This is a genomic window from Ensifer sp. (assembly GCF_031989085.1).
Taxonomy (GTDB): domain Bacteria; phylum Pseudomonadota; class Alphaproteobacteria; order Rhizobiales; family Rhizobiaceae; genus Ensifer.
Map to the genome: position 1 here is coordinate 24284 of NZ_DALZXU010000018.1, position 11665 is coordinate 35948.

Below are 11665 nucleotides of genomic sequence, written 5' to 3' on the forward strand. Positions count from 1 at the left end.
CGGTGGGCCGCCCGGTTTCGTGAGCGATTAACCTGCGCGGCGCGCGCGGCCGGGACGGCGGCGCATGCTTTCGTCTTCGAACAGATCGGCGAGCTGCTCGGTCATCGCGCCGGCAAGCTCATCCGCGTCGACGATCGTCACCGCGCGGCGATAGTAGCGCGTCACGTCGTGGCCGATGCCGATCGCCAGCAGTTCGACCGGCGAGCGCGTCTCGATCTGCTCGATCACGGCGCGCAGGTGCCGTTCCAGATAGTTGCCCGGATTGACCGACAGCGTCGAATCGTCGACCGGCGCGCCGTCCGAAATCATCATCAGGATACGGCGCTGCTCGCGCCGCGCCATCAGCCGCTCATGCGCCCAGATCAGTGCCTCGCCGTCGATGTTTTCCTTGAGCAGGCCTTCACGCATCATCAGGCCGAGATTGCGGCGCGCGCGCCGCCACGGCGCATCGGCCGATTTGTAGATGATGTGGCGCAGGTCGTTGAGGCGACCCGGCGACTGCGGCTTGCCGCTGGCCAGCCACTTCTCGCGCGATTGCCCGCCCTTCCAAGCTTTGGTGGTGAAACCGAGGATCTCGACCTTGACGCCGCAACGCTCCAGCGTGCGCGCCAGAATGTCGGCGCAGGTTGCCGCAACCGTGATCGGCCGTCCGCGCATCGAGCCGGAATTGTCGATCAAGAGGGTCACGACCGTATCGCGGAAATTGGTGTCCTTCTCGCGCTTGAACGACAGCGGCTGCATCGGGTCGATGACGATGCGCTGCAGCCGTGCGGTGTCGAGATAGCCCTCTTCCAGGTCGAATTCCCAGGAGCGGTTCTGCTGCGCCATCAGGCGGCGCTGAAGACGGTTGGCAAGCCGGCCGACAGCCCCTTGAAGGTGCGAAAGCTGCTTGTCGAGGAAGGCGCGCAGACGGTCGAGTTCCGCCTCGTCGCACAGCTCTTCCGACGCAATGGTCTCGTCGAATTCGCGGGTGAAGACGGTGTAGTCGACCTTCTCGTTGAAGTCGGCAAACGGCTGGTTCGGGCGCTTGACCTCGCCGGGTGTCTCGCTGTCCTCATCCCCTTCGTCCTGCAGGTCGTCGTCGGAGATCTCCGCGCCGTCCATCTCGCCTTCTTCCATCTGCTCTTCGGCAGCCTGGTTCTCGTCGGCGGGGGCGGCATCGTCGCCGGCTTCCTCGTCGCTGGCGCTCTCGTCCTGCTCTTGGCTGCGCGGCTGGTCCTCGTCGGTCTCGCTCTCCTGCTCGTCGGGCTCGATGTCGTCGTCGCCGTATTTCTCGGCGACGTCCATCGACGTCAGCATGTCGCGCACGACGCGGGCAAACGCCTGCTGGTCGTTGATCGCAGACGACAGGTTCTTGATGTCGCCGGCGGCCTTCTCCTCGATGAAATCACGCCAGAGGTCGAGCACCTTGCCGGCGGACGCTGGCGGCTTCTCGCCGGTGAGCTTTTCGCGTACCAGAAGCGCCACGGCCTCACCGAGCGGTGCATCCGCCTGCTTGCTGATCGCGCCGAAATTGGCCTTGGAATATTTCTCCTCGAGCATCGAGCTCAAGTTCCGGGCGACGCCCTCCATGCGCAGTGAGCCGATCGCCTCGACGCGGGCCTGCTCGACCGCGTCGAAGATCACCCGCGCATCAGCGCCCTGCGGCGACATGGTCGCATGCACGCGCGCATCGTGACAGGCCTTGCGCAGCGCCATGCTGTCGCCGAGACCGCGTGTGACGGCGAGTTCCTGGCGCGTCGGCCGCTTGGAGATTTCAGGCAGGCGGATGCGTTCGCCGGTGATCCCGGGCCGCTCGTTGGCGAAGGCCACTTCCACCTCGGCATCGCCCGCGATCGATCGGATGCAGCCGGAAAGCGCCCGCTTGAACGGTTCGGCAGCATTTTCACGCGTGGTCGGCTTTGCCTTGGAGTTCGAGCTCACGACAGTTCCTTCTTCAGCCAGATGCGATGATGTCCCGGCGGGACATCATCGAGTTTGCCACGGAGACATGGGGTCCGCCCTTCAAGCAGAAAGGCGGGCCATGGATCAGGCGGTGGCTTCAAGCACGATGTTGGCAGCACTTTCCTTCAGCTCGACGCCGAAGGCGCGCTGGTAATGCTCGGCGACCAGCGCCCGCTCCAGCTCGTCGCACTTGTTGAGGAAGGTCACACGGAACGCAAAGGCGATGTCGCCGAAGATGTGGGCATTCTCGGCCCAGGTGATCACGGTCCGTGGGCTCATGACCGTCGACAGGTCGCCGTTGATGAAGGCGGCGCGGGTGAGATCGGCAACGCGCACCATCTTCGACACAGTCTCGCGACCCTTGTCGGCGGTGAAACCCTTGACCTTGGCGGCGACGATGTCGACTTCCTTGTCATGCGCCAGGTAGTTGAGGGTCGTGACGATGGACCAGCGGTCCATCTGCGCCTGGTTGATCTGCTGCGTGCCGTGGTAGAGGCCGGTGGTGTCGCCGAGGCCGACGGTGTTGGCGGTCGCAAACAGGCGGAAGGCCGGGTGCGGACGAATGACACGGCTCTGGTCGAGCAGCGTAAGGCGGCCGGAGGATTCCAGCACGCGCTGGATGACGAACATGACGTCGGGACGGCCGGCATCGTATTCGTCGAATACGAGCGCGACATTGTGCTGGTAGGCCCAGGGCAGGATGCCGTCCTTGAACTCGGTGACCTGCATGCCGTCCTTGACGACGATCGCGTCCTTGCCGACGAGATCGATACGGCTGACATGGCTGTCGAGGTTGACGCGCACGCACGGCCAGTTGAGGCGGGCAGCGACCTGCTCGATATGAGTGGACTTGCCGGTACCGTGATAGCCCGAGACCATCACGCGTCGGTTATGGGCAAAGCCTGCGAGAATGGCGAGCGTGGTTTCGCGGTCGAAGAGGTAGTCCGCATCGAGATCCGGCACATAGGCGTCAGCCTTCGAGTAGGCGGGAACGCGCAAATCCGTGTCGATGCCGAAAACGTCCCGAACAGAAATCGTCGTGTCGGGAAGGTTGGAAATGTCGAGGTCAATCTTGCTCATCATGTCTCCAGAGCGGCCACCGGACGGCACCCGCGCATTCGCCTGCAAAAGTGCTTCTGTAATAATCCGCGTTGTTAGCAGAAACCAGCCTGTTTTAACAATTGGTAGGCTTGAATTACTGCGCGAAAACGCTCCTCCGATCCCCTGTCGCCGCCATTGGCGTCGGGGTGGTGTTTCTTGACCAGATCCTTGTAGGCGGCCTTGATGTCGCTGGCGGTCGCCGAGGCGCTGAGGCCGAGCGTTTCGTAGGCCTTGGCCTCGAGCGTCTTCAGCTTGCGCTGGCGCGGCTCGGGCCGGCCCGCGCGCGCCTTTGCCTCGCTGACGAAGCCGAAGGGATCGCGCATGCGCGCCTGGGCGCCCGCCGAGCCCGAACGGGTCTGCGACTGGGTCGGGCCATTCTTGGCGTTCTTGTTGACGCCGACGGTCCAGGTCGGGCGATGCCCCGTGATCGCTTCCTTCTGGTAGCGCGCGACTTCGCTGTCCGAGAGGCCGGAGAAGAAGTTGTAGCCCTTGTTGTATTCCTTCACGTGCTCGAAGCAGAACATGAAGTATTGACCTTCGGCGTTGCGGCCGACGGGTGCGCGATGAACGCCCTTCTTGTCGCAGCCATCCCACTGACAAGTGGGTGCGGAGGGCTCAGCGCGCGGCTCGACCTTGCGCCGTGTCCGAATGCGATCGAAGTATTTTGAATCGAGTCTCATGGCGCTCATTATGGGGCTTGGCCGGAGCCACAACAAGAATTGACAAACCGGAATGTTGCTGGCTTTGTGCGGGCCTTTTGCGCCGCCGAGACAGCGCTGCTGGGCCCGAACAAAACCGGGGCATCCAGCAACCAAGGAAATGGGACGGAACAATGTCGCTCAGGGATACGATCGAACGGAAACTGACCGAAGCCTTCCACCCCGAACGGCTGGCCGTGATCAACGAAAGCCACCTGCATGCCGGCCATCAACCGGATTTCGACGGCGGCGGCGAAACCCATATGCGCGTGCGCATCGTGGCAGACGCCTTTGCCGGCATGAGCCGGGTGGCGCGCCACCGCGCGATCAACGATCTCCTGAGGCCGGAACTCGATGCCGGTCTGCATGCGCTCGCCGTCGAGCCGGCGGCTCCCGGCGAGCCGACACGCTGGTAGGCGTCAGCCGGTCGGCGCCTGGTCTTCCGCCGGGCGGATCCTCAGTTTCGTGATCCTGTTCTTCACCCGCTTCATCACGATGAAGCGCTTGCCGTGGAACGTGAAGGCCTGGCGCTCTTCCGGAATGCTCTTCGACTCGTGGATGACGAGGCCAGCGACCGTTGTCGCCTCTTCATCGGGGAGCGACCAGTCGAGTGCGCGGTTGAGATCGCGGATCGGCACGGAACCGTCGACCACGATCGACCCGTCCGCCTCCTGGCGAACGCCCTGGATGTCGAGGTCGTGCTCGTCGGCGATATCGCCGACGATCTCCTCCAGAATGTCCTCCAACGTCACCAGTCCCTGAACCTGGCCGTATTCGTCGACGACGATGGCAAGGTGCAGCTTGCGGCGCAGGAAGGCGTTGAGCTGGTCCTTGAGATTGGTCGTATCGGGAACGAACCAGGGTTTCTGCGCGATCTTGACGATATCGAGGTTTTCCGGCTCGACGTCAGGTTCGGCCAGTGCCCTCAGCAGGTCCTTGGAATGCACCACGCCGATGATGTTGTCGGCGGCCCCCCGCCACAAGGGCAGGCGCGTGAACGGGCTCTGCAGGATATCGCGCACGCAGACCTCCGGCGGATCGTCCGCATTGATCGCCCGCATGTTCGTGCGGTGGATCATGATGTCGGAAATCTCGAGTTCTCCGAGATCAAGCACGCCGCCGAGCCGATCGCGGTCGGCCTTGATCACCGAGCCCTCGCGGTGCAGCAGGTCGACGGCACCACGCAATTCGTCATGTGCCGACAGCATCGACATTTCGGAGGAAAGATTGACGCCGAAGAGCGCAAGGATGCGGCGCACGATGCCGTTGACCAGGCTCGAAAGCGGCCCGACGACGGCGACGAACGGTCGAACCAGCCGGGCAACCGCAAGCGCGAAACGGTCCGGCGAGGCGATCGCCCAGCTTTTCGGCAGAACCTCGGAAAAAATGACGAGCAGCACGGTCATGACGACGGTGGCGATCGCCACGCCGGAACTGCCCAGAAGGCCGATCAGCAAGCTCGTCGTCAGGGACGAGGCGAGAATGTTGACAAGGTTGTTGCCGATCAGGAGCGCGCCGATCAGCCGGTCGCGACGTTCGATCAGCCGGTTGACGATACCCGCGCGTTCGTCGCCGTTGTTCTCCAGCGAATGCATGCGCGAGCGCGAGGCAGCCGTCAGCGCCGTTTCGGAGCCGGAGAAGAAGGCGGAAAACAACAGGAGGCAGAAGACCGCGACGATCGACAGCCAATACTCGACAACAAACGCCAGGATAGCGCCGCCGGTCATTTTGGGTGCTTTTCCCTGAGGAAGCTCACCACCTCGGACGCAGGCACATCGTCGGCGACGAAGGACTGGCCGATGCCGCGGGTGAGGATGAAGGTAAGCTTGCCGCCCTTGACCTTCTTGTCCTGGGCAATCGCATCCATCAACTTTTCAGCCGGCGGCAGGTCGCCGGGAATTTCGCCCATGCGCGTCGGCAGTCCGACGGCTCTGAGATGCGCCTCGACCCGGACCGCATCGTCGGCGCTCGCAAGGTTCATGCGCGTCGAGAACTGGTGCGCCAGCACCATGCCGATCGAAACGCCCTCGCCATGCACCAACCGGGCGCTGTCATATTGCGTGGCGGCCTCCAGAGCGTGACCGAAGGTGTGGCCGAGATTGAGCAGCGCCCGCCGGCCGTTCTCGCGCTCGTCCGCCGCCACGACATCGGCCTTGGCCTGGCAACTGACCGCAATCGCCTCGATGCGGGCCGCGCCGCCGGAAAACACTGCCTGCCAGTTCTTCTCCAGCCAGGCGAAGAAGTCCGGCTTGTCGATCAACCCGTATTTCGCGACTTCCGCATAACCGGCGCGGAATTCGCGCTCGCTCAGCGTGTCGAGCACATCCGTGTCGGCCAGCACCAGATCCGGCTGATGGAAGACGCCGATCAGGTTCTTGCCGTGTGGCGAGTTGATGCCGGTCTTGCCGCCAACGGAGGAATCCACCTGCGCCAACAGGGACGTCGGGATCTGGATGAAGCGCGAGCCGCGGCGCACGATGCCGGCGGCAAAGCCGGTCAGGTCGCCGATGACGCCGCCGCCAAGCGCGATCACCGCGTCGTTGCGCTCGATCCGGGCGCCGAGGATGGCCTCGCAGGCGGGAATGAGATGTTCGAAGCTCTTGGTCTTTTCGCCGGCCGGCAACACCAGCGTCACGGCCTCGATCTCTTTCTGCTTCAGGCTCGCCATCAGGGGCTCGAGATAACGCGGGCCGACGTTTTCGTCGGTGATAACCGCCACCTTGCGACCCTTCAGCCGTGCGGCGATCTCGTTGCCGGCAGCCGCGATCAACCCCGGCCCGATCAGAATGTCGTAGGAACGATCGCCGAGATCGACCCGGACCTTGCGCTCGGCGGCAGGCATCGCATGGCTATTCATCATTTCGCACTTTCCGGAAATCTATGACGGCGTTGAGAACGTCCTCAACCATCGTCTCCTTGTTCACATCGCGCGACATCACCGTCAGATCGGCTTCCGCGTAGATCGGATAGCGGGCGCGCATCAGGTTTTCGAGCGTCTGCTTGGGGTTCTCCGTCTTCAGAAGCGGCCGCGTGTCGCGCTTGTTGACCCGTTCCCACAAGACGTCGAGTTCGGCATTGAGCCAGACTGTCAGGCCGCCGCGCTTGATCTGGCGGCGGGAGCGTTCGTTGATATAGGCGCCGCCACCGGTCGACACGACCCGGGGGCCGGTGCGCAACAGCCGCTTCAGCACGCGCGCTTCCAGCGCCCGAAATTCGTCCTCGCCGTAGCGGGTAAAAAGGTCGCTGATCGTCATGCGCGAAACGCGCTCGATCTCATGGTCGGAATCGACAAAGGGAATGCCGAGCGCCTGCGCCGTCAGCCGGCCGATCGCCGATTTTCCGGCCCCCATCAGACCGATGAAAACGAGATTGCGTTTACCGAGCGCAAGCTTCGCCCGTTCGGCAAGCGTCGCGGAAACCGGTTCGATCACGTCACTCATTGGACTTCTTATTCCCCATTCGCTTCCGGTATCGACAAATCGGGGTGGAGCGTCAAGCCGTCGCACGCCTCCGTGCAAGCTTCTTGAACTTGGGCGAAGGCGCGTTCATATAGATCGGGCGCCCGCAAGAGTGCCATGTCTCGCCTCGGACGGGCATAGGGTCGCTGTAGCACATTCAACGGCTGCATGATTTTATCCGTGGGCTCGCTCCGGCTCAAGGAACCATGCAGAGGAGACCGACATGCCCACCCTCTTCCGGTTCCTGTTCTTCTGCGGCGTCATCGCCGGGCTGGTCTACGGCACGATGATCGCGCTCGTGACGTTCGTTGAACCGGTCGAGCGGGACGTCACCGTGAAGATCCCCTCCGAGCGGGTGAACAAGACACAATGAGCGACCTTTCCGCGGCCCATGTCGAGGCCTTCCTCGAAATGATGAGCGCCGAACGCGGCGCCGCGGTCAACACGCTGCAATCCTACGAGCGCGACCTCGAAGACGCCCTGTCGCACATGCGCACGCGCGCCACCGGACTGACGGGCGCCGCCACCGACGATCTGCGCCACTATCTTGCTCATCTCGCCGCCCAGGGCTTCAAGCCGTCCTCCCAGGCCCGCCGGCTGTCGGCGCTCCGGCAATTCTACAAGTTCCTCTATGCCGAAGGCCTGCGCGGCGACGATCCGACCGGCATTCTCGATGCGCCGAAGAAGGGCAGAAGCCTGCCGAAGACGCTGAGCGTCGACGACGTCTCGCGACTGATCGGCCTGGCCGAGACGGAAGCCGCAGCGCCTGGCCCGGAGCGGCTTTCCAGGCTGCGCATGCATGTGCTGATGGAGCTGCTCTATGCCACCGGCATGCGCGTCAGCGAGCTGGTGTCGCTGCCGGCAAGCGTGCTGGCGCAGGACGGGCGCTTTCTCGTCATCCGCGGCAAGGGCAACAAGGAGCGGCTCGTGCCCCTGTCCCAGGCTGCGATCCGCGCAATGCGCGCTTACGGCACGGCACTGGCCGAGGCATTTGCAAAGGCGGACACGGGCGAGCGAGAGAGCCCCTGGCTGTTTCCGTCAACGGGAAAGGCGGGCTATCTGCCCCGCCAGGTCTTTGCCCGCGAGCTGAAATCGCTGGCGTCGCGCGCCGGTATCCGGGTCGCGACGATCTCGCCGCATGTGCTGCGTCACGCCTTCGCCAGTCACCTGCTTGCCAACGGTGCCGACCTTCGCGCCGTCCAGGAACTGTTGGGTCATTCGGACATTTCCACGACACAAATCTATACACATGTTCTGGAAGAACGGCTCCACGACCTCGTGCAAAACCATCACCCTCTTGCCAAACAGGCGAAAAAACAGGATTAGGACCGCCGGGCAGGCTGGTTTCGGCCGGCAGATCCTTGTCGCAAAACGATCGGAAACGCATCTCATGCACAACTATCTCGATTTCGAAAAACCTATCTCCGACCTCGAAGGCAAGATTCTCGAACTGAAGAAACTCGCCGGCGAAGACGAGAGTGTGAACACTTCGGATGAGGTCGAACGGCTGGAGACGCGCGTGCGCGATGCGATGGCCGAGATCTATTCGAAGCTGACGCCGTGGCAGAAGACCCAGGTCGCGCGCCATCCCTCGCGTCCGCATTTCCTCGACTATTCCGCCGAGCTCTTCACCGAGTTCACGCCGCTTGCGGGCGACCGCAACTATGGCAACGACGAGGCCATCCAGGCCGGACTTGCGCGTTTTCGCGGCATGCCGGTCGCCGTTCTCGGCCAGGAAAAGGGCAGCGACACCAAGTCGCGCATCAAGCACAATTTCGGCAGCCCGCGGCCTGAAGGCTACCGCAAGGCGATCCGCGTCATGGAAATGGCCGACCGCTTCGGCCTGCCGCTGATCACGCTGATCGACACGGCCGGTGCCTATCCCGGCGTCGGCGCCGAAGAGCGCGGCCAGGCGGAAGCCATCGCCCGCTCGACCGAAATGTGCCTGAACGTGCGCGTGCCGATCGTCACCGTCGTCATCGGTGAAGGCGGTTCGGGCGGTGCGATCGCGATTGCCACCGGCAACCGCGTCTACATGCTCGAGCATGCGATCTATAGCGTCATCTCGCCGGAAGGTGCCGCCTCGATCCTCTGGCGCGATTCGACCCGTGCCAAGGAAGCCGCCAGCAACATGAAGATCACCTCGGAGGATCTGAAGGCGCTGGGCGTGATCGACGGCATCATTCCCGAGCCGACGGGCGGCGCCCATCGCGACCCGCAATCCGTCATCGCCCGCACCGGCACGGTGATTGCCGACGCGCTGAAGGAACTGTCCGGACGCAACGGCGACGAATTGCGCACCGATCGTCGACAGAAGTACCTGAATATCGGCCGCAACCTCTGACGCGCGGGCGATTGCCCGGCCGAGAATTCGCAACCGCAAATCGGACTGTGGCCAAATCTTGGCCATATTCGTGGCGTCATGAACAACGGCACGCGCAGGGCGCCCTGCAGGGTTAAGAATTCGTGAAGTATAATGGCTTACTGATTCCCTAAGAGCCCTCCCGTCGGACGCGGCTCGCACGGACGAGTTTTGGTTTGAACGGGCTTTCGCTAATGCGCTTGAGAAACCTTGTTGCCACCGCCGCTGTTGCCGCGCTTCTTGCCGGCTGCACCAACGATGCGCTTGATACGGCCACGGTCGATCTTTCGACCGTCAAGAACAAGACCGAGTACCAGCTTTCGAGCAAGATGGCCGCCAAGATGAGCGAGCTCGGGATGCAGAAGACGGCGCCGATCGCGCTGCGCATCTTCAAGGAAGAAGGCACGCTCGAAGTCTGGAAGGCCAATACGTCCAACCGCTTCCAGCTGTTGAAGAGCTACAAGATCTGCGCCTGGTCGGGCAAGCTCGGACCGAAGGTGAAGGAAGGCGACCGTCAGGCGCCGGAGGGATTCTACCCGCTGTTCCCGCAGCAGCTGAACCCCAACTCGAAATATTACCTCGCGATCAACACCGGCTACCCCAACACCTATGACCGCGCCAACGGCCGGCAGGGCACGCATCTGATGATCCACGGCGCCTGTTCGTCGTCCGGCTGCTACTCGATGACCGACGAGCAGATGATCGAGATCTTCGCCATGGCGCGCGACGCCTTCAAGGGCGGACAGCAGAGCGTCCAGTTGCAGGCATTCCCCTTCCGCATGACCGCCGAGAACATGGCGCGTCATCGCAACAACCCGAACATCGAATTCTGGAACATGCTGAAGGTCGGCTACGATCAGTTCGAAGTCACCAAGCGGCCTCCGGAAATCAACGTCTGCGAGAAGAAGTACGTCTTCAACCAGCAGGGCAGCGGCGCCTTCAATCCGGGCGGAACATGCCCGGCGATGTCGACCCCGCCCGCCCTGCAAATGGCCATGTCGACCTTCGAGAAGAGCTACAAGCTCGACTATGACAAGGCGATGCGGAAGTATGACGGCATGGTCTGGTATGAGCCGAGCGAGGCCGAGCGCAAGGCGATCGTCGCCAAGCAGCGCGCCGGACGCGAGCTTGCCTATGCACCGACCGGCAACTCGATCGACGCCGGCAAGCTGATGAAGGCGAGCGACCTCGAAAAGAAGCTCGCCGAGCAGAAGGAAGCCGAAGAGACGAAGGTGGCTGTCGAGATCCAGAAGAAGGAACTCGAAAAGGCAACACAGGGCGGCACCCACGTGCCGGTTCCCGCCGCCAACCCGATGCCTCAACCGGTCTTGCAGGCAGCCGTCGATCAGCCGGCCAAGAAATCCTTCTGGAGCCTGTTCTCCAAGGGCGAACCGGCAGAACAGGCGCAGGTGGCGCTGACACCGACCCCGCCAGAACTGCAAGCAGCCGTCCAACCGCAGGTCCAGCCGGCAACCGCCGCGGCAAAGCAGACCCGGTCGGCCACGGCCCCGCAGAAGGCTGAGCCTGAAGTGGCCGCCGCAGCCGCGGCAAATGCCGAAGCCGCCGCCGGGCCGACAACCGAGGCACCCCTTGCCGTGGAAGAGCCGCCGAAGAAGCGACCGTTCTGGAAGATCTGGGGCAATTGATGCCTGACGACAAGAAAACGGTCTACGACCTCAGGGGGCTTAAGTGCCCCCTTCCCGTTTTGAAGGCCCGAAAACGCATCGCCTCGATGTCGGCAGGGGCCCTGCTCGAGATCGAGACGACCGATCCGATGGCGGTGATCGACATCCCGCATTTCTGCCGGGAAGACGGCCATAGCCTCGAGGCGGCATCGCCCCTGGAAGGCGGCCATCGCTTCCTGATCCGCAAGGGCGCCTGACCCGCCGTTCTTGCCCCTGGGCTTTTGTCCATGAACAAGCCGGAGCGCTGAACGCCGGGATGACCCGGCGCGATCGGCGTCATCCCATCGCCGCCCCCTTACTCCTCGCGGAATGCCCTGAGCATCTGGTCGGTGAAGGGTTTGGTGAGGTAGGAGATTGCGGTTCTCTCGTCGGTCTGGACGAAGACCTCGACCGGCATGCCGGGCATGAGCTTGCGGC

12 protein-coding genes are annotated in these 11665 nt (G+C 63.3%); 6 read left to right on the forward strand and 6 right to left on the reverse strand.

The window, feature by feature from the left end; genetic code table 11:
* Window positions 1–27 precede the first annotated feature (27 nt).
* The 3 genes from cobT to RTP54_RS30830 all read right to left on the reverse strand — a co-directional run bounded on the left by cobT (window position 28) and on the right by RTP54_RS30830 (window position 3734).
* Window positions 28–1923 carry a cobaltochelatase subunit CobT gene (cobT, locus tag RTP54_RS30820; RefSeq protein ID WP_112812064.1) on the reverse strand — a complete coding sequence of 632 codons (1896 nt, stop codon included), beginning with the start codon at window positions 1921–1923 and terminating at the stop codon, window positions 28–30.
* Window positions 1924–2028: 105 nt separating this feature from the next.
* The gene (gene cobS / locus RTP54_RS30825; protein WP_112812087.1) at window positions 2029–3024 is read right to left on the reverse strand and encodes a cobaltochelatase subunit CobS; all 996 of its coding nucleotides are present in this window, start codon (window positions 3022–3024) and stop codon (window positions 2029–2031) included.
* Window positions 3025–3098: 74 nt separating this feature from the next.
* Window positions 3099–3734: a J domain-containing protein gene (locus RTP54_RS30830; protein ID WP_112812063.1), complete on the reverse strand. Its 636-nt coding sequence runs from the start codon at window positions 3732–3734 to the stop codon at window positions 3099–3101.
* 143 nt (window positions 3735–3877) lie between these two features.
* Here RTP54_RS30830 and RTP54_RS30835 point away from each other — a divergent pair, with 143 nt between their 5' ends.
* On the forward strand, window positions 3878–4159 hold the full coding sequence (locus RTP54_RS30835; RefSeq protein WP_312367865.1) for a BolA family transcriptional regulator: 282 nt from the start codon (window positions 3878–3880) through the stop codon (window positions 4157–4159).
* A gap of 3 nt (window positions 4160–4162) precedes the next feature.
* Here RTP54_RS30835 and RTP54_RS30840 read toward each other — a convergent pair whose 3' ends face one another.
* The 3 genes from RTP54_RS30840 to RTP54_RS30850 are packed head-to-tail and all read right to left on the reverse strand — an operon-like array spanning window position 4163 to window position 7183.
* Window positions 4163–5470: an HlyC/CorC family transporter gene (locus RTP54_RS30840; RefSeq protein ID WP_112812061.1), complete on the reverse strand. Its 1308-nt coding sequence runs from the start codon at window positions 5468–5470 to the stop codon at window positions 4163–4165.
* Window positions 5467–6600 carry a 3-dehydroquinate synthase gene (gene aroB, locus RTP54_RS30845; RefSeq protein ID WP_312367870.1) on the reverse strand — a complete coding sequence of 378 codons (1134 nt, stop codon included), beginning with the start codon at window positions 6598–6600 and terminating at the stop codon, window positions 5467–5469. The genes RTP54_RS30840 and aroB overlap by 4 nt, the downstream gene beginning before the upstream one ends.
* On the reverse strand, window positions 6593–7183 hold the full coding sequence (locus RTP54_RS30850) for a shikimate kinase (RefSeq protein WP_112812060.1): 591 nt from the start codon (window positions 7181–7183) through the stop codon (window positions 6593–6595). Before RTP54_RS30850 ends, aroB begins: the two co-directional genes overlap by 8 nt.
* 241 nt (window positions 7184–7424) lie before the next feature.
* Between RTP54_RS30850 and RTP54_RS30855 the strand changes: the two genes are divergently transcribed.
* The 5 genes from RTP54_RS30855 (at window position 7425) to RTP54_RS30875 (ending at window position 11445) form a co-directional block, all read left to right on the forward strand.
* Window positions 7425–7574 carry a hypothetical protein gene (locus tag RTP54_RS30855; RefSeq protein WP_112812059.1) on the forward strand — a complete coding sequence of 50 codons (150 nt, stop codon included), beginning with the start codon at window positions 7425–7427 and terminating at the stop codon, window positions 7572–7574.
* A complete protein-coding gene (xerD, locus tag RTP54_RS30860; protein WP_112812058.1) occupies window positions 7571–8527 on the forward strand; it encodes a site-specific tyrosine recombinase XerD in 957 nt (318 codons plus the stop codon). Before RTP54_RS30855 ends, xerD begins: the two co-directional genes overlap by 4 nt.
* Before the next feature lie 64 nt (window positions 8528–8591).
* The gene (locus RTP54_RS30865; protein WP_112812057.1) at window positions 8592–9545 is read left to right on the forward strand and encodes an acetyl-CoA carboxylase carboxyltransferase subunit alpha; all 954 of its coding nucleotides are present in this window, start codon (window positions 8592–8594) and stop codon (window positions 9543–9545) included.
* Window positions 9546–9757: 212 nt separating this feature from the next.
* Window positions 9758–11209: a L,D-transpeptidase family protein gene (locus RTP54_RS30870; protein WP_312367868.1), complete on the forward strand. Its 1452-nt coding sequence runs from the start codon at window positions 9758–9760 to the stop codon at window positions 11207–11209.
* The gene (locus tag RTP54_RS30875; RefSeq protein WP_112812055.1) at window positions 11209–11445 is read left to right on the forward strand and encodes a sulfurtransferase TusA family protein; all 237 of its coding nucleotides are present in this window, start codon (window positions 11209–11211) and stop codon (window positions 11443–11445) included. The genes RTP54_RS30870 and RTP54_RS30875 overlap by 1 nt, the downstream gene beginning before the upstream one ends.
* Window positions 11446–11665: the final 220 nt, after the last annotated feature.